The sequence below is a fragment of the Mycobacterium sp. DL440 genome (assembly GCF_011745145.1).
Lineage (GTDB): Bacteria > Actinomycetota > Actinomycetes > Mycobacteriales > Mycobacteriaceae > Mycobacterium.
The window spans coordinates 2,248,901-2,271,114 of the sequence record NZ_CP050191.1; the positions used below are offsets into that span (position 1 = coordinate 2,248,901).

Annotated in this window: 20 protein-coding genes and 1 pseudogene; 6 read left to right on the forward strand and 15 right to left on the reverse strand. The window is 61.7% G+C overall.

The features are described 5' to 3' along the window. The first annotated feature begins 68 nt into the window (after nucleotides 1-68). Both HBE63_RS10830 and HBE63_RS10835 read left to right on the forward strand, forming a co-directional pair. A complete protein-coding gene (locus HBE63_RS10830; RefSeq protein ID WP_166904750.1) occupies nucleotides 69-470 on the forward strand; it encodes a hypothetical protein in 402 nt (133 codons plus the stop codon). Between the two features lie 1,188 nt (nucleotides 471-1,658). Beyond that, a complete protein-coding gene (locus tag HBE63_RS10835; protein WP_166904751.1) occupies nucleotides 1,659-2,717 on the forward strand; it encodes a hypothetical protein in 1,059 nt (352 codons plus the stop codon). Between the two features lie 287 nt (nucleotides 2,718-3,004). Here the strand turns inward: HBE63_RS10835 and HBE63_RS10840 are convergent, their stop codons facing one another. From HBE63_RS10840 to HBE63_RS10870, 7 genes are all read right to left on the reverse strand, one after another. Then, nucleotides 3,005-3,313 carry a hypothetical protein gene (locus HBE63_RS10840; protein WP_208301343.1) on the reverse strand — a complete coding sequence of 103 codons (309 nt, stop codon included), beginning with the start codon at nucleotides 3,311-3,313 and terminating at the stop codon, nucleotides 3,005-3,007. Nucleotides 3,314-3,404: 91 nt separating this feature from the next. After that, nucleotides 3,405-4,631, reverse strand: coding sequence for a nucleotidyltransferase (locus HBE63_RS10845; protein ID WP_166904753.1), 1,227 nt, complete (start codon nucleotides 4,629-4,631; stop codon nucleotides 3,405-3,407). After that, entirely contained in the window at nucleotides 4,567-5,721 is a 1,155-nt protein-coding gene (locus HBE63_RS10850) for an SAVED domain-containing protein (protein WP_166904754.1), read from the reverse strand. The genes HBE63_RS10845 and HBE63_RS10850 overlap by 65 nt, the downstream gene beginning before the upstream one ends. Before the next feature lie 89 nt (nucleotides 5,722-5,810). Next, nucleotides 5,811-6,008 carry a hypothetical protein gene (locus HBE63_RS10855; protein WP_166904755.1) on the reverse strand — a complete coding sequence of 66 codons (198 nt, stop codon included), beginning with the start codon at nucleotides 6,006-6,008 and terminating at the stop codon, nucleotides 5,811-5,813. Nucleotides 6,009-6,270: 262 nt separating this feature from the next. After that, nucleotides 6,271-7,146 carry an ImmA/IrrE family metallo-endopeptidase gene (locus HBE63_RS10860; RefSeq protein ID WP_166904756.1) on the reverse strand — a complete coding sequence of 292 codons (876 nt, stop codon included), beginning with the start codon at nucleotides 7,144-7,146 and terminating at the stop codon, nucleotides 6,271-6,273. After that, on the reverse strand, nucleotides 7,146-8,111 hold the full coding sequence (locus HBE63_RS10865) for a hypothetical protein (RefSeq protein WP_166904757.1): 966 nt from the start codon (nucleotides 8,109-8,111) through the stop codon (nucleotides 7,146-7,148). Before HBE63_RS10865 ends, HBE63_RS10860 begins: the two co-directional genes overlap by 1 nt. 59 nt (nucleotides 8,112-8,170) lie before the next feature. Then, nucleotides 8,171-9,145: a hypothetical protein gene (locus HBE63_RS10870; protein ID WP_166904758.1), complete on the reverse strand. Its 975-nt coding sequence runs from the start codon at nucleotides 9,143-9,145 to the stop codon at nucleotides 8,171-8,173. A gap of 452 nt (nucleotides 9,146-9,597) precedes the next feature. On the opposite strand from HBE63_RS10870, the pseudogene HBE63_RS10880 reads away from it, so the two are divergent. Continuing rightward, nucleotides 9,598-9,771 (forward strand): annotated as a pseudogene (locus HBE63_RS10880) (dihydroxy-acid dehydratase); the annotation flags it as partial. A 132-nt stretch (nucleotides 9,772-9,903) separates the two neighbouring features. Here HBE63_RS10880 and HBE63_RS10885 read toward each other — a convergent pair. Next, nucleotides 9,904-11,100 (reverse strand): hypothetical protein, encoded by a 1,197-nt coding sequence (locus HBE63_RS10885; RefSeq protein ID WP_166904759.1) that lies wholly within the window; start codon nucleotides 11,098-11,100, stop codon nucleotides 9,904-9,906. 714 nt (nucleotides 11,101-11,814) lie between these two features. Then, nucleotides 11,815-12,243, reverse strand: a complete 429-nt coding sequence (locus HBE63_RS10890) for a hypothetical protein (protein WP_166904760.1) — start codon at nucleotides 12,241-12,243, stop codon at nucleotides 11,815-11,817. Nucleotides 12,244-12,392: 149 nt separating this feature from the next. On the opposite strand from HBE63_RS10890, the gene HBE63_RS31370 reads away from it, so the two are divergent. Continuing rightward, on the forward strand, nucleotides 12,393-12,656 hold the full coding sequence (locus tag HBE63_RS31370) for a VOC family protein (RefSeq protein ID WP_243858603.1): 264 nt from the start codon (nucleotides 12,393-12,395) through the stop codon (nucleotides 12,654-12,656). Nucleotides 12,657-12,877: 221 nt separating this feature from the next. On the opposite strand, the gene HBE63_RS31140 is transcribed toward HBE63_RS31370, so the two are convergent. From HBE63_RS31140 to HBE63_RS10920, 5 genes are all read right to left on the reverse strand, one after another. Then, a complete protein-coding gene (locus HBE63_RS31140; RefSeq protein WP_208301344.1) occupies nucleotides 12,878-13,909 on the reverse strand; it encodes a pentapeptide repeat-containing protein in 1,032 nt (343 codons plus the stop codon). 201 nt (nucleotides 13,910-14,110) lie between these two features. Continuing rightward, nucleotides 14,111-15,880 carry an ATP-dependent helicase gene (locus HBE63_RS10905; protein WP_166904763.1) on the reverse strand — a complete coding sequence of 590 codons (1,770 nt, stop codon included), beginning with the start codon at nucleotides 15,878-15,880 and terminating at the stop codon, nucleotides 14,111-14,113. Next, nucleotides 15,881-17,605, reverse strand: a complete 1,725-nt coding sequence (locus HBE63_RS10910; protein ID WP_166904764.1) for an ATP-dependent endonuclease — start codon at nucleotides 17,603-17,605, stop codon at nucleotides 15,881-15,883. It abuts the gene before it with no gap. A 99-nt stretch (nucleotides 17,606-17,704) separates the two neighbouring features. Continuing rightward, on the reverse strand, nucleotides 17,705-18,562 hold the full coding sequence (locus HBE63_RS10915) for an exonuclease domain-containing protein (protein ID WP_166904765.1): 858 nt from the start codon (nucleotides 18,560-18,562) through the stop codon (nucleotides 17,705-17,707). A gap of 311 nt (nucleotides 18,563-18,873) precedes the next feature. Beyond that, on the reverse strand, nucleotides 18,874-20,091 hold the full coding sequence (locus tag HBE63_RS10920) for a hypothetical protein (RefSeq protein ID WP_166904766.1): 1,218 nt from the start codon (nucleotides 20,089-20,091) through the stop codon (nucleotides 18,874-18,876). Nucleotides 20,092-20,178: 87 nt separating this feature from the next. Here HBE63_RS10920 and HBE63_RS10925 point away from each other — a divergent pair, with 87 nt between their 5' ends. Further along, on the forward strand, nucleotides 20,179-20,346 hold the full coding sequence (locus HBE63_RS10925; protein WP_208301534.1) for a hypothetical protein: 168 nt from the start codon (nucleotides 20,179-20,181) through the stop codon (nucleotides 20,344-20,346). A gap of 49 nt (nucleotides 20,347-20,395) precedes the next feature. Here HBE63_RS10925 and HBE63_RS10930 read toward each other — a convergent pair whose 3' ends face one another. Continuing rightward, nucleotides 20,396-21,439, reverse strand: coding sequence for a tyrosine-type recombinase/integrase (locus tag HBE63_RS10930; RefSeq protein WP_166904768.1), 1,044 nt, complete (start codon nucleotides 21,437-21,439; stop codon nucleotides 20,396-20,398). Between the two features lie 207 nt (nucleotides 21,440-21,646). Here HBE63_RS10930 and HBE63_RS10935 point away from each other — a divergent pair, with 207 nt between their 5' ends. Further along, the gene (locus tag HBE63_RS10935; RefSeq protein WP_166904769.1) at nucleotides 21,647-21,904 is read left to right on the forward strand and encodes a hypothetical protein; all 258 of its coding nucleotides are present in this window, start codon (nucleotides 21,647-21,649) and stop codon (nucleotides 21,902-21,904) included. Nucleotides 21,905-22,214: the final 310 nt, after the last annotated feature.

The following is a 22,214-nucleotide window of genomic DNA, read 5'->3' on the forward strand; positions in this document are numbered from 1 at the left end:
AGCGGTCACTGCGGTCGACGGCCACCAGTGGCGGGTCGGCTGAGAAGCGCGTTGAGGAAGTGTTGACCATGAACGTGACGCGATTCATCATGAATCGGGGGGTTTTTATGTCGCCCCAACCCGCGGACCAGGCCCTGGCCGTGAAGCGGCTGGCAACCAAAGCAGCACGTCAACGAGTCTGTGAACGCGAACTTGAACGCGAGATCTATGACGCTGTGGTGGTGCAGGGACTCACCCAGCACCGGATCAGCCAACTGGTGGGGCATCTGTCCCAGGCCACCATTCAGCGCGTCCTGCGTCGCATCGCCGATGATCCAACTCAGCTCGACATCAAGCCCGCTGAGGTCATCAACCAGCGCACCGCTGGCTACATCACCACAGAGCAGATGATGAAGCAGGTCTCCCATTCGTTTCCGCAGGAGGGGAGCTGCGGGGTTGTATCGCTGGCTGCGCGCCTGAGCGCCCGGTGAGCGTAGCCCGGAAGAAGGGTAGTCATGGCGCATAGGGATCGTCAGGCGAGCCCCGCCGAGTTAATCGCGGGGGCTGCTCGGTTGTTGAGCAGGCTGAGCCGTCATCTTGACTCACTGCAGAGTGGTGCGGACGGAGCGGTCGAAGATGTCGCGGCGGTCCTGCGGACGGCGATGTGCCCAGGCAAGGGCGACAAGGTCATTGACCGCCTGTGCAAGCAGCTTCATATCCCTGCACCGCTGGTGAGGGTATCCGGTCCCGCCAGGACTGATCCGCCCGTAATCTTCGCCATAGGTGGAATGCCCCTCAACGACAAGCCCAGTGCGGAGACCGGAAAGCCTCCCGGCAAGCTTGTGAGTGTTGAGACCTGGCTGCAACAGCCTGCTCTGGTAGTTAGGGGTGCCGCCCCGCGGCGCGAAAGCTCTTGGGCTCAAGTAATCACCATGTACGCGAATACTTTCGGCGCTCACTTGAGTGGAACTATCCCTGAGTTGACATTCGCCTCGCCAAACTCAACTTTCGGATCAAAATGTCTGCAAGAACATCTCATCTACTCTGCCGGTCTGGTCGGCGAACTCGCCCTGAGCAAGGTCCTCGGCGAGGCCAGTGGTGTGGCAGGCAGCTATGCCCATCGACGTCCGCTCAGCCCCGTTTTTGCTGTATCAATGCAGACTGATGGAAGGCTGCCCACGTTCGAATGTGGGGTGACGACGGGGCCCGAAAGCCCAGGGTTAGTAGAAGAATTACTGAAAGTCCACTACGACGGCCACTACTTTCGCGCAGTGCAGCGATGCATGCCGGATAGCTCCTACAACATGGATCTGTCCGTAAGCCATCCCCCGATGCCTGTTCCTGAATGGTGGACGACTGACTAATCGGCTCGGAGCTGAACCTACCCATGCCAACAAGCTGTGCATGGTTGATGCGAGGGAGGGCGACGGGGTCGCGGTAGGACACGCGCCTGCGGCGAGCTCGCCGCAGCCGACTCACGAGCGCGCTCCTACCCGAGCTCATGCCCGCTGTGGATATGACGGTCAGACCAACCGCGATGATTACGCCGGTGATCGGCGACCAGGAGGTGACCTCGGTGGCGCGCGGAGGCAGCGGTAAAGGGTGAGTCGGTGACCGCTGGTTGGTGCAGGTGGCGCAAAACACCACACGTCGCAGGATGCGCAGGCGAGGATGGTGGCGTGGGCAAACGTGCACGTCTGGACCGTCGCAGCAAGCGACACATCAAGGTTGATGATGCGGCCGAAGTCATCACCGGCCTTCACGCCTGGGCCGAGCGCGACCAGCGGCTTCTCAGTGAGGGTGGCCGCTGGATTGCGTCAGTGGCGGGTCTGATGGAAGAGCAGTGGACAGCCAGCCCGGTGGTGTTGCGGGTCGACGGCGAATTCGCCGGCGCCCTGATGAACTCCAACACCGATGTGGAGTTGGCCCCTGACTGGCTGCAGCGGTTTCCGTTCAACGCGGTGGCCTACAGCCTTGCCGAACCGATCTCGTTGCACGATGGACACCGTTTGTGTCACTACAGCGGGATGATCGTCGCCGGGATCAACTCCACCCGAGTCGGCACGATGACACCGCGGGCGCAGGGCTCGCGGTCACAGGCCATCACGTCGGAGGGATCTCAGTTTGCCCACTATCTCAATATTCCTGCCGCCCAAGGTGTGCGGTGTCTGTGGGTGTTCAAGGAGGACGGTGACCCCAGCCCGCAACTGCAGACGGTCAGCCTGCCGTTGCGCGGGCCTCTGGCCCGCCAAGGCGGCACCCTGGCCGGTCTCATCGACGCACAGATCACTTTGGCCCAAGATGCCGGGCGCTCCGGCGGATCAGAACTTCCCGTCCTGATCCCGCTGTCGCTGTCACTGTTGCTCTACACCGCCGCCGGCGATCCCGAAATTGATTGGCCACCAGCCGAGCAGATCAGCCGCATCCAGCAGATCCGCACTGCACAGATCGGGCATCTGGGGTGGCGTACCGGGGCGGCGCTGCGGCAGGCACGGAGTCAACCTGGGCGTGCCGGCGGCGATGCGCAGCCCGGTTTGGGTGGGTGGCGGTTGCCGACGCACATCCGAAAAGCGCACTGGCACAGGGTGCGCGTGGTTGAACGCGACGAACACGGCCACACGGTCGGCCGGCGGGATGGTGTCGAAGGTATTGACTGGCATTACGAAGTGCGGTGGTATCCGCCGACACCGGTCAATGCGGCCAAAGGGGTGGGGCCGATGGTGCGCAATCTGGCCTGAGTTGCCTAGGATGCACGGTCGGCACGGGGTATCGACGCCCTGTCCGGGTGCCGGCCCTCGGTGGCGAGAACGGCATGCCTAACCCATGAGATAGCGCAGCGAGAGAGTCGATGTCCACATGCGCCGGCCAGGACCCTGATCATGACACAAGGCAGTGAGGTAGCTGGTGCAGGGCCGCGGCACGCCCACCCGTCACGCCGGGTGTGGCGCGGGTAACACGCCAAGAGATCCATACTGTTGCCTTGAGCACACGCGGACAGAGCGAAACCACCGTTGTGGCCGCATGTTTAGCTGGCTGTGGGTTCGCCGTGACCTCCTCCTTCCCACGTGCCGGTGACGAGCCAGAGTTCGTAGTACAAAAGCCACTCGCTGGTCCAAGGGATGGTGGTGTGGGCTATGTACATATGCCCGTTCCACTGGCCGGGCATGTGCAGACATAGCTTGTCTCCGGGGAATGTGTGGGGCAACTCAACAGCGCTCTGGTGCAGTTGCAGTTGTGGCCGCAGCACGAGCACCTCAGGTCGCTCGCCAAGCCGATAGCCGACTTTGACGGTGTAGGTGCGCGACATCGCGGTGGGCTGAATGTCTGCGGTCATCACCAGGTTGACGCCACCTCGAAGTGTGACTCTCGCGTTGGGGAGAATGCTGCGGAGAGCAAAGGCCTGCTGGCTGATGCTCAGATGTCGCCTACCGCGGTGCACGGCCATAGAATTGGTGGGCAGGTGATGGTCGGCCAGATCCGATTGTGAGAGCGCCCACGCCGGGCGCGACGGCGAGCCGGCCCGCTGCCCGGTGGTCGATCGTCGTCCGGGCCCAGTTCGCTGCGGATTTCGCCAGAATTCCGCGGTCCAACGTTGTACCAAGTCGATTCACGAGCACGTCGATACCGAGGCCCTGCGCGTCGTAGGCGCTGTGGAGGTCGTCTTGGATTTTCTCAAGCCAGCGGTTGAACTCGTGGCGGCGGTGGGCGGTATCGGGTTCATTCCATTTGTCGGCGAAGTTCTCCTTGGTCTGGGCCGGATTGAGAACCTGCCAACGCCCGCCGATCTTGCTGATGTAGTCGGGCATGCCCTCGAGCACTTCGAGTATGGCCTGGCCGAGATCGTCTTGTCCGCGGTAGGCATGCGCCGCGAGCGTTGTGATCAGTATTGATGGTGGACGGTTGTCGACATCGTCGATGAAGTCGAGGTAGCAGTGCCATTTGAGCACCTGGACCAGGCGCTGCAGTGTGGAGCGCACGGCCCAGTTGGGGACATCGTCGACGTTGTTGGCGCGGGCGCTGGCAGCGATCTTGCGGCGCATCTCGTCGGACTGAGTACGGAACCAGATCGCGTAGTCCTTGGGATTGGCGTACTGCCAAGGTCGCAATTTGGTGTCTGTGAGCAGGATTGAGTTCTTTGAGCGCTGGAAGTCGGTGTCGACGACGGCCGGCAGTACGTCGAGGTGGAAGCCTTCGCCTGAGTATGACAGTGTCCAGCAGCGGCGTTTCTCGCAGAAATTCTCGGGTGCGTCGGCGGCACCGGCCTTGTGGTCGTAGTACGCCTGGAGGAGGTCGCCCACCCGTTCCTTGAGTTCTGCTTGGGTGGTGTCTTCTTTGGAGGTGCTTTCGCGAAACACCAGATCGATGTCGTATTCGGCATCGCGGGGAGGCTGAATGGCGGTGCCGAGCAAGAAACTCCCTTGCGGATAGATCGCGCAGCTGTGGTCGCCGTTGGCGGCGAGGAACTCACCGACATCCCGATACCGGGCAATCACCACATCGCGCAGGTGAGGGGGAATGTCTAAGAGGTCGGCAGATCCGGACAGGAGAGCTGACAGGGGGTTGATAGCGCCAGTCACGATGTGGTCCTTACTGATTCGGATGGTCCGTCGATGTGGTGAATTGGTAAGTGTGATTTCCAGTTGCGCGGTCAAAAATGTGCAGCGCAGGGTGGGCTGCGCGCATCAGGTGACGGCCCATGCTCACTGCCGCGACCGCGGGGACCGCGGGGAATGTGCGAATGGAACTGATGTTTTGATGATTGGCCTCGACGTGTGCGAGTAAGGCTCGCCAGGCGCGGCTGAACGCCTCTAGCGACGGCTGGGTCTGGATGATGCCGGGTGCGGGGAGTGCCTCAATCGGTGAGAGCTCGTAGATGGTGAAGGTGTGGTCGATTTCAGGCGGAAGTCGGGTGAGATCTACTGATCCGGACACCGATACGAGCAGGGCGACGTTGCTGTGGTTGGTTCCCTGCCGAAGTTGGGTGAAGCTGAATCCGACGTCGGGTCCGTCGGGGGTCCAACCCCAGCCCTCATCGCCGTCGCGTTGTTTCGGGTACAGGTCGGTGGGTACTGTGTCGTCCAGCATCGTTCCCAGCAGGATCAGAACTGGAATTCGGGCCAGCGGAAATACCGACACGTGAGTGACGGAACCTTTGGCGACCAAGGTGCGCAGGCGCCCGAGTCGCTCCTGCAGGTGGGCTCGTGCCGATGCCCAGTAAAGCGGGGTGCCTTCCTGTTCACCCGGTACTGCGCGGAGGTCGACTTCGTAGTCGTCAAGCCCACTTAAAGTCCAGTCCGGGAACCGTTCTCGGGTGAACAGCGCGCCACGCACCCGGGCTTGCGTCAAATCGACGGGCTGGTCATGGATGCTGCCTACGACTCTCAAGACCGTCGTTGAGCGCTCGCGCCCCATCGCGGTAAGCGCTCGGATCCGGCCTTCATGATCGCGCTTCATCGCGCGCAGCGTGTTCTGGTCGTACTTGTCCCACAACGACTTGTCGTCGACGACCTTGTGCTGGTCGTAGCACAGCAACATGATGTTGTCGGCCTCGTTGCGCAACGCAGGATCGAGGTCTGCCGATCCTCGCGGTGAGCCCGGTGCGGTAGACCATCCGACGATGTGCGCCAGCTGACCGACCATCACATCATCACCAGTCGTTTCGTCGCTGGCGAGGTACTTGTTGCAGATGGTGCATCGGCCGCCAGCAGCGATCCACACGCGTCGCGCCGTGCGTTCTGTCACGGTTCGTGTCTCCCCATTCGGGCCCAAAACCTTGTTAGAGGCGATCGCGTCGTCGACCCGCTGCACCGTCGATGTCGGTCCCACCGCGATCAGCCCTTCTCAGTGACTGTGGTCTTGGGATGCTTGGCGGCATCCTCGGCGGTGACGTATCGCCCGTCAACGGCACTGCGATGGCGGATGCCCGAGCCACCGTTCGATGCCGACGATTCGTGGATCGATGTGTTTGGGTGTCGGGCGGCTGCGGCCTTGCCGATGTAGCGGCCGGAAATTGCACTGCGGTAGGGCATGGGAGTCTCCCCAGTGTGGATCGGAGGGTCTCTTGTGGACCCTGTCACCTGGGTGTGACGTCACATCTGCGACGTTGTCCGGTCGCCGGGCATTTGGCCTGTTCAGGCGCTACAGTCGCGGCATACAGCGCTGCCTTCAGCGAAGCGCGCGGGGTGAAGTACACAGAAGCACTCCGTGCACGTTTTGTCCTTGGCGGCTCGGGCGACGTCGCAGCCACAATGACCGTGGGTGCACCGAGGTTCTCTGCATCGGGGACAACGCTCACCGATGGTGAAAGAGTCCGCGCACGTTTCGCATGTCCACCATCCTGCTGGCCCCTTGGACCGTAAACGGCCGAGGCAGCGCGAGCGGCTTCCATGCTGCGTGATCGGTGACAAGAACAGCAACCAGATAGCGCTCGTCGAACCATCGAGCCTGGCCGTAGAGCGATTCGCTGGTTGCGCCGTTGCGATAGCGGATGAACGTCTCGTCGCGGCTAGCTCCAACACCAGGGTTTCGCAGGGCGGCCTCGATGAGCGGAGTTGCGGACTGATCGGACTTCTTGGCTGGGGGAATGAAGCTCCTAGCTGCCGCGAACAGCACCACACCCGAGTTGTCGAGGAGGACAACGATGCCGGAGCCTATTAGATGCCGGGCAGCCCACACGCAGCACGCTTCGCGCGAAGCCGATGAGTGCAGGTTGTACAGATCGGCGACATCTTGGGCCGTGGGCCCGCGTGGACTGATTTGGTTGGCTAACTCGTCGTCGGGCAACAAGACCGCGGCGGCGAACGCGTCGCAAGCTTGCTCTTCGAAAACATCGGGATCGCTGAAGTTGAACATGACGTTGCCCAGGTCGATATCGGTCTGCTGAAGGTGGTGCCCGAGTTCATGCAGAACGGTGAAACGACGTCGTGCGGTCGATAGCGACCGGGTGACGACCAGTGTCGGCGGACTCGGGTGGTAACTGCCGGCAACCGAACAGCCCACATCGGTGCTTGTCTCTTGGACCATAGAGATAGACAGGTCGCGCCAAAGCTGGAGTTCTCCAATGGGATCGTGGCGCAGTCGCAGAAGAGAGCCTGGGTGGTCGCGCTCAACGGCAGCCTTCATCAGTTCGGCCTGTCGTTGTGCCTCAGTCGTGTACATCCCGCGCATTACGGCATCCTCCGGTTGCCCCGGGAAGCGAGGAACTGGGCGAGGCGGGCATGCCAGTCCGGTTCCTGCCCACCGGTCTGTCGTGCAGCAAGGGCGAACATCTCATAGCTCATCTCTAACCGCGCATCAGCTTCGTCAACACCACTGCTGTCCGCGCGTTCGCGCCACACGGGACGCCATCGCGGATGCGCTACCTCGCGCACAAAGCGTGGGGGCAGAGGCTGGACTGTTTGCCTGACCTGTGTGACGTCGAAGCCAGTGGTGTCGGCGACGGCCAACGCAATCGCCGGCGTGACGGGCCGTTTTCCCTTGAGCAGTCGCATGACATCAGCCTGGGTAAGGCCGAGCGGACGGAGCGCCTCAACAAGCACGCTGAGGTCAAGCTCCTTGCCCAGCAACGCCGCCAGCGTTGGCCTGTTTGCTGGGCTTGACTCGGAGGCTACGGGCAGGGCCGGACTTGAGCGAAGTGCGGCAAGGTCATCTTCAATTTCGGCTCTGAACTGTGTGGCTGTGTTGAACGGGTTTTCAAGCGCGCGGCCGTGACGCATGCCGTCCCGCGACAACTTGTCGATCCGCTCGGGATCTAGCAGCGACTGCAAAATCTCCTCGCTGAGTTCGTCGATGATTTCATCGAACACCCGCATCGGCAGGGTGGTGCGCAGACCTACCCATAAGGTCGCATCACAGCCGAACGCCGACAGCCCTGGATCCAAAACTAGGCAATCACTGTCTTCACCTTCGGGATCAATGGTCAGGGGGATGACATCGATGTCTGTCTGGTCAAACTTGACCACAAGCGCGAGCACGCTGACGTCGTCCCACGACGCTCGCCATATCTGGCCGGGCGCGATTGTGTGATCGTGAGTATTACCGAATCGGTCGCGCCGACCAGCGGGCGATATGCGCGGGTTAGCGGCGCTACGTGCCAGTTCAAGGTGGCCGAGCGGTGTCGCACGCTCAATCATCTTTCTTTCCAATCCGTTCGAGAGGGCCGCGGGAGCTGCTCTGCTTCAAGTTTGACGACCTAATCGTCATGTTGTCCGTTTTCGAGCGGAACGCCTCCGCATAGAGCGATGACTTCGCGGGCGATTTCCTCAGCATCGTCACCGGTTCCTGCAAGTTCGCGGATCTTGCGCTTCAAGGCGGTAGCGAAGGCTGCCGACTGGCTGCGTCCCTTGCCCAACTTGAGTCGGACGGCCGAGCTGTCGCCAAGCAGCGGTAAGACCGCTCGTTCGGTTGCCGTCAGATGACCGGCGATTTCAGCAGCAGCCGTTGCGATGTCGAGGGCAATTTCCTCGGCGATGAGGTTGCCCTCGGGGCCGGCTTCTCGGGCGGGCACACTGACCGGATGCCGTTCGTCGTCGATGGAGCCCACTGACGGATCCAGGGCGGCTGCGAACCGATTTGCGAACACGAATACCAACTCAGCGATCTCCAAACTTCCCTCAGCACGTTCAAACACCGCGCGCAGAATGCCCACCAGGGATGCCCGGTCGGCAATCGGGGCGCGCCTCGTGTCGCTGCTCCACTTGGGAACACCGACCCCAGGGACACTCCACGCCGCCACGACCAGATCGCGAACATTTCCACCCCAGGGCTGGGCAGCGGTGCCTGCCAGTCGCCAACGGCCCGCGCCTATCTCGCTGGCATCTACACGTTCAAACAGTGCGGCTGTATCCAACACCTTCTCGATGGTCCGACGGAGTGGACCAGTTCCCGTCGCCCTGGCGCGGTCAATCAACCAGTTCTTGATTGAGCGCCGGAGGAGCTTTCCCATCGATGTGTCGTTCGTTGCTTGAGCAAGAAGCGAAGTGGTGAGCGGCTTTATCCGATCAACGAGGAAATCTTGAGTCATGTCGTCAAGTTCGTGGCTTGACAGGGAAGGGAAACGTCGAAGCTCCTGACCCATCAATTTCGCGACCAAACTAAGACCCTGTTCACCGAGATAACCGAGTTCGCACAGCTCCAACAATGGTGAGATGGCGTCGCCTCCTTGCACCTGGTATCAACTCCACATTCTTAGCACCCTGTGCCTGATGCAACTGGTGTTCTGGCCATGATCAGACGCCGCCACCGGCGAAAGCCCATACCGATCTCGGAGTATCGCTGGTACCGCACGAGCCTCATCAAGGCTCAGGATTACCAACGACACCGATGCCGCCGCCGAGGTCCGCCCCGTCTAGCCCAATTCGGTTGAGCGAGTGCGCATCAAGGGCGGTCGCAAGGAGTTGCTATTCGTCTGCGCCCAGGCTGGCGATCGGGGCAAGCAGGTTGTTCAGGTTGTGCGAGAACAGGTTGTCGGCTCCGGTCGAAAAGTGAGCAGGTAGTTCCGGGGTGGGTTCTAGTCAACGTCGCAACACCGACGGACCCAGTGAGGCTAGCAGGACGGCGAATAGATCGGCGGGACAACGGTCTTGCAGGACCATGCGGGGACGGTTGTTGAGTTCCTCCTCGACCGCCACCGAACGGGTGGTCAACATCGTCGATGCCTTCGAGGCCGTCGGTGCCTGCGCCCGCGGGTTGATGACGCGCACCGATGTCGACGCGATCGAACGTGCGATCTGCCCGGGAGCCGGTGCGTGCGCGGGAATGTTCACCGCCAACACCATGGCGTGTGCAGCCGAGGAAGTCGATACGCATGGCCCTCCCACCCTCGTCGGGGGAAGGAACCATCAGCCAAATGGCGGTTCAGACTTGGGAGTAACGCGGGCACTGTCCATTAGCCGGGGGCCGCGCGGCTTTGGGTTTGCGCTGCTTTCACACACGCGTCGACCATGTCGGCGAGATGGGTAGCAGGTGGCGCCTAGAGGTGCTCTCCAGCTGGCGGTCACGTTGCCGTACAGGTAGATCGACGACGCGTGACGATGGGTTGTTGGCTGAGGCGCCAGGTTCCCACACATCCTCGCCAGGCAACCGTGGCCCTGACATCCTGATATCGACACCGAGGAAGTTCCCCACCGCATCCTTCTTGGCCAGTTCCAGGATCTGCGTGCGGACCTGCTGGTTGGCCTCGCGGACCGGGCCGCTGATGGTGTCGTGGACCAGGGCGGTGGTCATCACGCGGATCTGTGCGGGTTCGCCGAGTTGTCCTGTGTATCGGCGCCGGGCTACACCCCACAGTGACGACACAGCGTGCTGGATGAGCACGGCCACCCCAATGTCTTGATCAGGCAGCGTGTGTGTCAGGGGCATGTGCCATTGCGGCAGCTGCTTGTTCTTCGGAGGGTTGGGAAACTGAGGCTTGTGCAGGTAAGCAAACTGCGCGCCGGCATGGATTTGGATCGGTTCGTCTACCTCCGGCGGGTGCAAAGAGGTCTTGGATTCGTCGTCGGTGTGCACCACGGTCAGGCCGTGTTTGGCAGAGTTGTACAGGAATGACTCGGCGAGCACGGTGTGTCCGGCGAACCCCAGGAGTATTTGCACCGCGCGCACCGAGTCCTCGAACTCGTCGTCGTCGACGTCGATGACCGCATCGACGGGATCACTGCCACCGAGAAACACCAGGGCCACATCATTGCGATCGAACCCGGTTCTAAGTGCGGCACTGACTTTCTCTTTGAACTCAACGAAGCTGACTGAGGCAGCCATGCCCAGCCATGGACAATCCGACTTTTCGACGTGCGCGAAAAACAGCCGTAGCAGCATCTCGCAGGCGTGGTGGAGCAGCAGCACGCATTCGGTTCGCACATAGCGGTCACGTGCGTCTTTCGACGGCACAGGCATCGCGCCCAGGGAGGTCACGCCGATCCGGCGGTCGACCGCATAGGCGGGTGCCAGTGCCTCCTCGGGCGCCAGCATCAGGGTCAGCGCCTCGATCTTGGTCATCAGGTACTCGCTGGGATTGTCGCGGTAGAACGTCGCGTTCAGTTCGGTGAAGAGCTCGTGCGCCAACCGCGGCCCAGCCGTGGTTGAGGGTTTCGACTTCTTGCGGGGTTTGTTGCGGTCGTTCACCATCGGTGAAGCGTAGAACGGGGCGCTGACAGACACCGGTGCATTCGGCTGAGCGTGGATGCCCTTCGGGGCTCTGAATGACGAACTTCGCTAGGGCCCTTGGCCCCCTCGCTCGTGTTGAGTAGCGGGTCGACGCTGCTAGTTCAGAGGCAAAGGTAGGTCGTAATCGGTGCGCCTTTGCCCAGGGATCATCGGGCGTCGGGCTCGGTATGGGTTGGAAGCCCGCTTCATACGCGGCCGGACAGTCCCCGTGCGATACATTCACCGTCGCGCCCGACAAACAGCGCAGCACGCACCCGGCGGCCGTCACGAAATCATCAACGAAGCTGCGTATTTCGTGCGTCTGCATCACCCATGCCTGGTGCATGAACCCCATCAACGATTACCAGGCCACCTGGGCGAGGGGAGCGGCCCCCTTCTCAACTCGTCTCGTCAACTACTTTCCGCCTTTTTGGGCCTCGTCGCGCAGATGGTGGCGGCCGCCTAGTGAACGGAATGCGCTACCAGCGGGATCCCTTGATAGCCAACCAAACACGGTATACCCGACTGACGTCGACTGCGAGGTCGGACCGCGAAACTCCCAAAGCACGAGTCGCCCAATCCGATACTGAGGCGCCATAGCGCAGCGTCGCGCTTACGCTGACAGCAGGACTGTCCCGCACCGAACAAGTCAGGCCCGATCGCTGATCATCGTCCCAACTACGAGACGCCACCGCGTCACCGCACGGTGGTGTTGTGCGTGGTCGACACGTCAACAACCATGCTCGCGATCTCGTTCACACGTTCACTTTGGACCCACCTGCGGTTGTCGAGAGCTGCAAGAATGTCCTCAACAAGTCCAGGTCGCAGCGGTGAGCGTCGGACGGTGATACGTAGCCCGCTGTAGCGATCTTCACCGATGATATCGAGGCACGACTGGTCGATGTCGTCTTGAAATTCAGTGCGCGCCTGGTCATAGAGGGCGGCCGGGACGGCTAACCGGACGCATAGCCCTTCGCTGTCGTAGTGGCTCCACTCGGTCGAGAACTCCGACGCTGCAACCACCACGGCTGCTTCGCCATGCCCTCGGGCGACGAGTAAGTCTGCTAGTGCTTGTCGATCTTGGTCGTATTCGCGCTGTGCGTCAGCCTCATCACCCCATGACATCTACATCTTCTCCCTCTACTTACGTGGTCGGCTGTAATCCAGGGTCGCATAGCCCTCCGACAGGTTCGTGTGGCCGCTTTTTCGATGACGGCGCGCGGGCGGTCCAGGGCCGAACCAGGGCTCAACAGCTCGGCGGCACCCTCACGGTGGTGAAAGAAGACGAGTTCGTTGTCGTTGAAGTGCCCGGCGGTGGATGGCTAGGTTTCCAACATGTCGACGCTCCAAGCCCCGGAAAGAACCGGGCGCATGTCGATTTCCGGTCCTCGGACCGCGATGCCGACGTGGCTCGGCTTCTCGCCACGGGTGCATCTGAGGTTGAAAAGCACCAGGTTACACCGGAATTCGGATGGATAGTCTTGGCCGATCCCGCGGGCAATGTGTTCTGTGTTGGCGGGACCAGCTCCGAGGCGTGATCCCGTCAGCGACCGGTGGCCATCGACGAATCGCGCCTTGTCCTGACGGGTATACGAACCTTGCGTGCGGTCTGCCCAGCGGTCTCGTACCGACTGGTGGTCGGATCCGGTCGGAGGACGCGCTGGTGGTACCGCTTGTCCACGCCGGGGCCACTGGCCAGACCGATGGCGGAACGCCCGAAAGATCGCAGCGACGCTTAATCGAGGATCCGAGGTTCACGTCAAGAGCGTGTGCAGCGGCAACTCCAACTGGGATCATCGAGAATGGCGCCACGGGTTGCCAACTCCGCCGGGTCGTGATCTCCCAGGGAAGCGCCAGTCAGGTTCGTTCCCTGCAGGACGGCCCCCGACAATATCGAGCCTTCCAGGTCGGCTCCGGCAAGATTGGCATCGGTCAGGTCTACCTCGGTAAGGTTGGCACGGCGCAAGTTCTCGTGAGTCAGGTCGGCGTGATCGAGGACAGCCTTGCGTGCGTAGACATTGACGAGGCGGGCTTCGACAAGATTCGCCCGGGACAGCAGCACTCGTTCTAGGTCTGCGAATTCAAGGTTGGTCGCAGCCATGGTGGCATCCGCAAGATGAGCGCCCGCGATGTGGATCCGACCAAGATTGCAGGCAGCCAACGACGCCCCGTCGAGGCGAGTGTCAGCCTGTTTCCAGAGGCCCAATCGTGGGAAGAGCTCTTGCAGCAGAGCGTCTGAACGTGCTTTCCGACGCCGGATGGTGACGTTCCGGCGTGCGCGTCGGAGCGAGTGCAGATGCCCAGCGGCCCGTCCTGCCAATGTCTTCCGGTGAAGAAGTCTTAGTTCTTCGTGGCGTTGACTGATAGCGTCGTCGGCCAGTTGCGACCACCAACTCGCGCGTTGGCTTGTCTGCAGCAGGATGGTTTTTCGTATTTCGTGTTCTCCTGGCCCGTACTGTCCTGCGGGCGCGACTCGTAAGTATGCGCGGAGTAGATCTATGGTCATCTGACCGCTGACGGTGCTGCCACGTCCGAGCCAGTCGTCTGCTAACGCAACCAAACTGAGAGCACCGGCGAGCCGAATCGCAGAGGATTCCGCCCCGAGTTGGGTAGCCGCTTCGGTGTACCTGTCTTGCAGACTGCGCTCACGGTCAAGGTCATGCTGCGACGCAAAGTGGCGTTGCACTTGACGGCGTCCCAAAGCGGAGCTCGCGAAGGTGACTACTGCGGCAACAGCGACCACCGAGCCGGCCAACAACGTGGCTAGCGGCTGTGTGAGCCAGACATCCATATCTGCGTCCCCCGGTGGCTCTGTTGTGTCTCTCTGGGTATTGGTGTAGCACAGGCGGAGCGGTTGTGCCCCCGAGCTCTTCGATGAGGGAGGCATATCGCATTCCATTTGGCCGACGCGTCTGCCGCCCCCACGGCCGCGTTGATCTCCAAAATGGCTGAACCGCAAGACACTTCAATGGGCTTCGGGGAGCGACGGTGGTCAGACGAGGCGGAGTTCGCGCAGGAACCGGCTGGGCCCGGATGCGGTTTTCGATCCGGGCCTCCATTCGACATAGCCGGAGTAGAACAGCTGCAATTCGTCACGAGCTCGGGTGAGGGTGACGTAGAATTTTCTGCGTTCCTCGCGCATCTCGGTGACGCTGTTTTTAGCGCCGAAGTGTGGCACGCGGCCCTCGTCCAAACCCAGGACCACTACGGCATCAAATTCCAGGCCCTTGCTGGCGGTCATCGTGCGGACCTCGACTCGATCGGTGAGTCGTGCGCGTTGGGCCAAGTCGGTGAGCAGCGGGGTGCGCTTTCGCTTGGCGGCCTGGCGAAGTGCGTGGAGCAATTTGTCGACTTCGGGTGCATCGATCGCCAGTGCCGGTCGCCGCAACGCGGTTCCCATCCCGGCCTCCATGAGCGTTTCGACTAGCTCGAGGGCCGATGCCGTTGCGGCACGTGCCGTGTAGTCGAGGAGGATGGTCGTCAGCAGGCAGTCGGACTGGGTGTTCCACTGGTCGGCGAGAATGTAGCGCCAGGTTCGTAGCAGGTTGGCGAGTTGGTAGTGGCTGGCCTCCATGCCAAAGCAGCACCATGCCGCACAGGCTTCGATGAACAGCGTTGCGCGGGTGGCCCGGTAGTCGTCCCTGCTGCGGTAGAACGCAGGTATGCCGGCTGCGCGCAGAGCTGCGGTCGCTTGCTGACATTGCTCGTTGGTGGGGCACAACAAACCGATCTCATGCAGCGGGTATCGGTCTCCGATGCTGCCGATCCATGCTGCGGCGCGGCTGCACTGCTGGGTGAAGCCGTCGGGACAGTGGTGAACGTCGATTTTGCCGCCGGCCCGATCCCCGACGACGATGGCACTGCTTTCTTTGAAAGTGTCGGCCATGGCGATGATTTGGCGTCCGCAGCGGTAATTCTTCTCCAGGCGCACCGGTGTGGTCATGGGATGATCGGCCAGCCTCTGTAGCAGCTCGGGCATCGTGCCGGTGAATCCGTAGATGGCTTGATCGGGGTCGCCGACGGCGAACAGTTGCGAATTGACCCCCTCGCGCAAGCACACGGCTTTGACAAGCCGGTCCAGTCCGGGTTCGAGGTCTTGGTATTCATCGACGTAGATCCGCGGGTAGCGCGCGGTGAGCGCTTTGCGCACCAGTTCGTCGTGTTCAACGATGTCGACCGCGGTGCGTACCAGCTCGGTGAAGTCGACGAGCCCGTCGGCGCGCAGTTGTGCCGTGTACCTGTCGGCGATGGTCTTCATCCGCGGGTCATGACGGGCCCATTGCTCGTCGCTGGCCAGCCGGCGGCGATTGATGTTGACTGTGGAGGGAATGTTGCGAATGTCGGCGTTCGGCCCGTAGACGTCGTAAACGATGCTGTTGAGCATATTTTTGGCGTCGGTGTCGTCGATGATGTTGATCTGGTTGAGGTCCTCGCGTCCGACGATGCGCGCGAAGGGTGTGATGATCTCGTTGATAAGGAAGCTGTGGACGGTGCCGATGAACACGTTGGGGCGCCGGATCGTCAGCAACCGGTCGACGCGGCTGCGCAGTTCTTCGGAGGCGGCGACGGTCAGGGTGACACACGCGACGCCTTGCGGCTCGGGGATGTGGCGGAGTAGATCCCAGGCCATGCGGGTGGTCAGCACCTCGGTCTTCCCGCTTCCCGGTGGCGCCAAAACCACACAGTGGCCGGAGGCCTGGAAGGCCTGCCACTGCTTGTCGTTCGACCGCAATCGTGCGATCGATTCCGACAGGGCAGCCATTTAGCAGTCCGCCAGATAACGCAGTGCCGCGGCGATGTAGTCGGGCGGGTACAGATCGGCAAGCGCCAACCTTTGAGCGTAGCGGCCTTTGCCGCCAGCGTTTTTGATCGCCCGCATGAAGGTCTCCTGATCGGGCACGATCCCGTTCCACGACTCGATGACTGCCTGTGATGGGGCCGCCGAGAGCTCGGACAAGGCGCCGAATGCCGCGGCGACGTTGTTGGGTTCTCTTGCGACAACGTCGTATTCGAAGGTCGTGGCGCCGACAAAGCAGCCATGATCTTCCGGCGATCCCGACAGTTCCAGGCTGGCCAGCAGGTCTTCGGCACGTTTGATGCCTTGGAGGGTTCCCTTGGTGTCTGGGTCACCGTCGGTGACCACGGCCCACGGAATCCCCAGTGCCTGGCAGAACCGCACGTAGGAGGTGAAATGGGTGCCGTGCACCGCGCACACCGAGATCCCGAGCTTGTCGAGATCGATGTTCATGCCGGCGGCGATGACCGGTATGAGCACTTGCTCGGCGAATCCTTCGACTAGCAGCACTTTTCGTGAGAAGACGATTTCGGCGCGGGTGACGTCGAGGTAGCGGGCGATGTCATCCCAGTCGTTGGTGTCGAGGTCGGCCGAGCTTGCCGCGCAGGCCACTGTTTGGCCTTCGACGGTCCGCAGCAGGATCAGTTTTCGTGGGTCGGTGACGCTGACGATGTGGGGTGACTGCGTGGTGACCACGACCGTCCGCACCTCGCTCGCGTCGTGGAGCGCCTGGCGGAAAATGACCCTCTGTAAGTGGGGATGCAGGTGCGCCTCGGGTTCCTCGATAGCCATCAGTGTGTGAGCGATGGTCTGTTCTTGCAGGCGGTCGTGGAGTCCGAGGTCGAGCAATGCGAGGTAGAGGATGTTCAGCGTTCCCAGGCTGGCACTAGACAGGGGACGGCGGTTGGGGCCGTCGAGGAAGATGCGCATGCTGCGGATCAGTCGCATCGGGTCGTCGGGGGCGACCGCGAGGTCGGTCTGGGGAGCCTGATTCGATCCGACCATCTCAGTTAGCCGGGTGCTGATGCGTTGGCTCAGTTCGGTGATCTGGTCGAGCCCATTGACCGTGTTGTTGGCTGTGCTCATGGCCTGGCGAACGTCGCTGAGATCCTCTTCGGCAACGCTACGCGCGGCACGTTCGAGCAGTTCTCGCAACGGGGAGCTCCGCCAGCGCCGAATGTCTTGCTCGACGTCGCGTAACGCGGGCAGCAGGTGGAAGTGCAATTGGCGTCGCACGCTGGTGGACACATCGCGGGTGTAGTTCTCGCCGCCGTAGACGCGCCCTTGATAGCGCGAAGCAAGGGGGATCGTGTCGTCGCCCATGTCGATCGGCCCGAATCGATAAGTCAGCCGGGCACGGGGCGGGTTTTGGGCAACGAGGGTATCGGCCAGCGCCGCCAGCACGCGCGGATCATCGGCGAACTCGACGATATCGATGGTCACTTCGATGGTGTGGCCGGCCTCCAGCGGGTCCCAGTCATCTGTTCCGTCGTTGAGTCCGTCCCAAAAATCGTCACGGTCGAGCTGGCGGTCAGCGATCGACAGCGACGCGTCGAGCACCAATCTCAATGCGTGAATCAGATTGCTTTTTCCTGACCGGTTCTCACCAACGATGACCGAACCGGGATCAAGTCTGAGGTCGACATTCGCCAGGTTCCGGAAGTTGACAATCCGCAGCCGCTCAATTCGCATGGGCAATCTGTACCGCAAGGGTCTTCGCTACGTCAACGGCGGATCATGGTGTTTGCCAAGGTATTTGCCCGGCGGAGCCTCGGTGCGGCAGGCTGGCAGCTATTGAGGAGGGCCAGCCAGGTAGGGAACGAAGCCGGCATTGCGAGCTTTGCTCCACACGGCCAATGGGGTGCGTTGGTGCCGCGCGCCGATCGAGCTCCATTCCAGTCCTGCCTCGACTTCGGATTGAAGTTGGTCGAGTTCGGTGTCGTCCCAGCGACCACCTCGTCGTCCGCCGGCCCCGACCGTCGTAGCCGGTACCGGCGCTGGGTCGTGGATATCGACGATGGGCCATGGTTCGTCGGGATTGAACCGGAGCTGGCCTGATTTGGCTGCTGCTCGGAGGAGGTCTTTGCGGCGGGACCGTTGATGTGCGGTGATGTGCAGCGGATGCGGCCTGGCATGATCGGGAAACCGAGAGCCGACAGCATAGGCGATCTCGCGGGCCCGACGTGCATCGGCGATGGCATTGTGTGCGTCGAAACCGGCGAGCTTGTACTCCTCGGACAGGGCGGCCAATGAGCGCGATGTCTGCGTTCTGTTGCCGATGAGATGGATCACCAGAGGGTCCACCACACACGCTGCCGCCCAGTCCGGTTGAGTGAGGCCGTAGCGGTCAAACTCGCGGTACAGCCACGTGAGATCCATGCGCGCGTTGAAGGCGACGATCAAGTCCCGTTGAGCAATGCTGGTATGCAGCATTTCTGCGATCTGACCAAAACCCGTTGCAGGATCCACTCCATCGCGAGCCAACTTCTCATCGGTGATGCGGTGCACCTCGGTGGATTCTGGGGGAATGTGATCGACCGTCTTGAGCAGCCAGGGGTGTTCGGTGTCGTCCGGGGTGATGATCCCGACGCTGACTATCCGAGAGCGGTCGAGGCTAAGCCCCGTTGTCTCTGTGTCGATGGCGAGCATCGGCAGCTTGTGCCAGCCGTCATGGTCGCCCTCATCGGGATGCAGACAATCCTCGTGGTACGTCTTCCACGTTCCGGTGAGCAAGCGGCGGCGTACACCGGTGCCCGCTGGGACCTCTTTCCGGCACCGCTGACAAATGCCCGTTCGCTGGTTTGGTGCATCCATCCGCCCATTGCAGCACCGGCCACCGACAGAATTGGAACTGGCGCACAGGTCGGACACCCTTTAGACGGCGCCCAGATGGGGTTCGCCGGCAGCCCGGCCGTCATGGAGGCGCACTAGGACTGCCTGAGAACCCTAGATGTGGTGGTTCACAATGCGGCGAGGTAGTCGACCAGTTGTTGAGGCGAGGCGATGAGTACCGTGCCGAACGTTTCGTCGATGTGTCGCCGCTTGAGCATGTGCGTCCAGTGCTTCTCGGTGGCAACGGCATCGCAGTAGGGAACAGCGATGCTTAATGCAGTGAAGTCGTGAAGATCGTTGGGTTTCCATCGTTTTTGAGGTTGCGCATGCTGCAGGTACATGGCGTGGACCGTCCATCTGCTGGGCAACGACTGGAGTAAGGCCATCGCGTGTCCGGTGATGTACTCAACGATCAGGTCTGCAGACGTGCCACACGCAAGCGCAGCACGAATCAGTTCGTGGCGGATCTCCAGCAACGTGTACTGCGCCAAGCCCACCTCGAGGTCTCGGCCACTGAGGTGTAAGTCCCTGATCACGGAGGCGAGCTCCGCCTGCCCCGTGGCGAATTGGTTGTCCGCGGCGCGCAACCGCGCCATCATCTGGTCACTGTCAGGGTCGGTTCCGGGTCGGGCACCTGCCAGGGTGATCAAGTCCCAGGCTCTGTCGGGACCACACGACGCGAGGGTCTCGACGAACGACCGTCTGTATCCCAATTCCTCCCACGGAAAGCCATCCACATGTGCCGGCGGTCGGTCCAACCCTGGGAGCAGACTCGCCACGCCGACGCCGAAGACCGTTGTCACCGTCGGATCTTGGCCGGTGAGGGTCTGGATCGCATAGTCGACCTCCAGGGGCACGACGGCCGTCACGTGTTTGATCGTGTGCAGCTTGGACAGTTCGGCCATCAGCTCGACGATGTCGAGTCGACTGTCCCAGCCTTGCTTCTTTTGAGTCTCATACAGATGTGTCTGGGAAAGGACAAACGACGCCAGGCCCAGTTCTACGGCACGTTTGGCGAGGTAGTAGGCGTCCTCGAACCGAGGGTGCGCGTCTTTCGATCCCAGCTTTGCCTTTGCCAGCTCAACCCAAATGTTCTGGTCGAGATAGATCCTCTTCATGTTGGTCGCGGCAATGCCGATGATGCCAAGGTGGTCACCTCCATTTGCCCACCCAGAGTAGGGCCGTTCGGGGACTGCGAAGGGCAGGCGCATCTGGTTGACGGCGTGTCGCACTGCAACCGCGATAGTTTGACTGGGCGCCGCGCAATACTGAAAGGCTGCAGTCGCACATGACTGGGGCTGACGCTGCTGAAGGCTCTGCAGTGGCGTCACCGTCATGACGCTCATGGCCGCTGGGAGCCGGCCAGGTGCCTGAGTTGATCGTCCAATACCCGATGGGGAAGTCCGGGGAATCGTGCGGTCTGTCGTCTCACAGTGGCCGGGAAGGAGAAGATTGCGATGGGTAAGTCGAGCAGTAGCCGCGTTACCAGCTCCTCGGTGGCCAAGAAAGCCTCCGCGTTGTTGAGTAACCCCAAGACGCCGGCGAAGACCAAGTCGGTGGCCGCCAGCGCATTGGCGCAGACCAAGAGCAAGCGCAAATAGGTACCACTGATTGCACCACAGAGCCGGCTCCTCTGTTGCACATCGCGAGTCAGGTGCCCGGGGCAGGGTATGTTGCCGCAATGTCGGCGGCGAGTTCATACATGCGGTTTTGTGCTGCAGCGGTGCGTGTTTCGGTTCCTGCGGCAGTGACGTAGCGCTGGGATGTGGTCATTGATTCGTGCCCCAGCAGCTTCATCAGTGTGTAGACGCTGACATTTGCGTTGGCCAATTCGGTGGCGAACGTGTGTCGCAACCCGTGCACCATCGCCCCGGGCACCGGTTGGGCATCGGGACCGGCAAGCTTGAAAGCACGCTTGATGCGTGACTGCACCGTTCCCCGTGTGATGCGCTGACCGTTACGCCCAACAAAAAGTGGTGAACGTGCCGGCCACCGAGAAACACCGCCGACCGTGGGTCCAGCCTGACCTTTGACGGCGTCAGGGAATCGCGTCGCCCTGCTGTCGAGGTAGGCTTCGATCACTCTCAGCAAGTCGGCTTCTACCGGTACCGCCCGATCCTTGCCACCCTTGCCTTTTACGTGGATGATCCCGGCACCGTCGTTGACGGTGCGCACGTCGCCGACGTCGGCCTGGCGCAGTTCCTCTGCCCTCAAGCCTGCCAACAACGATGTGAGGATTATCGCGAGATCCCTTTCTGCCCAATCTGTTTGACGTGTCGAGACAGAATCATCTGCGACAGCTTGCAGCAACGCGCCGACGGCGGCGTGGGGGAGCGCCTTGGGTAATGGCCGCGCGAGTTTCGGTCGGCCGACCAATGCCATGGGATTCGCGGTCAGCAGTTCAGAAGTGAACTGGAATGTGCACAGCACATTCCAGGTGGACCAGCATCGCCGGATCGAAGCGGCTTCATGGTCGCGCGCGTAGGCGGCGAACGCGGCGCGCATCGAGTCCTTCGTTATGTCAGATACGGCGAGTCGAGCGGGATCGCCGCCGGTGGCCAGCGTGGCGATCGCGACGAAGTCCTGGCGGTACGCCTTCATCGTGTGTGCGGATGGTTTGCGGGTCTGCCGATCATTGAGGAACTCGACGAACCAGGCCGGAAGCGGATCGGTGGATGCCTCGGTCGTCGCCATAGGGACAGGCGAGGTAGGCGAGGACTCACGGCTGACGACCATGTCTCAACGCTCACGCAAAAATGATGGATAATCAACGTTATCCATGTAATCGACTCAAAGCCGAAGCGCAACAGTAACTTTCCCGCAATCAGACCCGGGGGAGAAGTGTCACTGTGACAAAACTGTGCGCTCCGGCCCCGGGGTCACCCGGCATAGACTGTCGGAGTGAGTCGCGAGACCGCCGACGACAAATCCGACGCCTTGGCCGTCCTGGCGGAACTGCTGCACGCCAGCGACCTGTCGACCACACAGAAGCGCGCCGTGTACGACGCTATCGCCGACAGCTCGATCGAAGGCGCGACACCTAACCGCGAATTCATGCTCCGGCTCATTGAGCTTGCGGCCGGGCGTCTCAACTTCGACCAATACAAAACACAAACACTCCAGGCGCACACCTCGACCGTCGACCACAAGCCCCGTTGACCGACGCCGACTCTGCAGCCGGCAGCACAAGCCACCAAGAGCTACGCGAACGCTAGCCCAAGGTGGCGACCCAACCCGAAATACCATGGTCGAGAAGATAATTCACGCTCCATCAACATCCAGCCACAACCGGAAACAAACGTCACGTGACACTTAAGTCTCGACGGGGTGGGGTGGCACATTGACGTCACTGAAGGCCCAGCAGGCGAAGATGCCATCGAAACCCGGAACCGTCAGATAGTTCCGGACGAGTGATACGGCATTGTCAGGTAATCGCAGAATCGGAGCCAGCACCCGACCATCCAGGCAA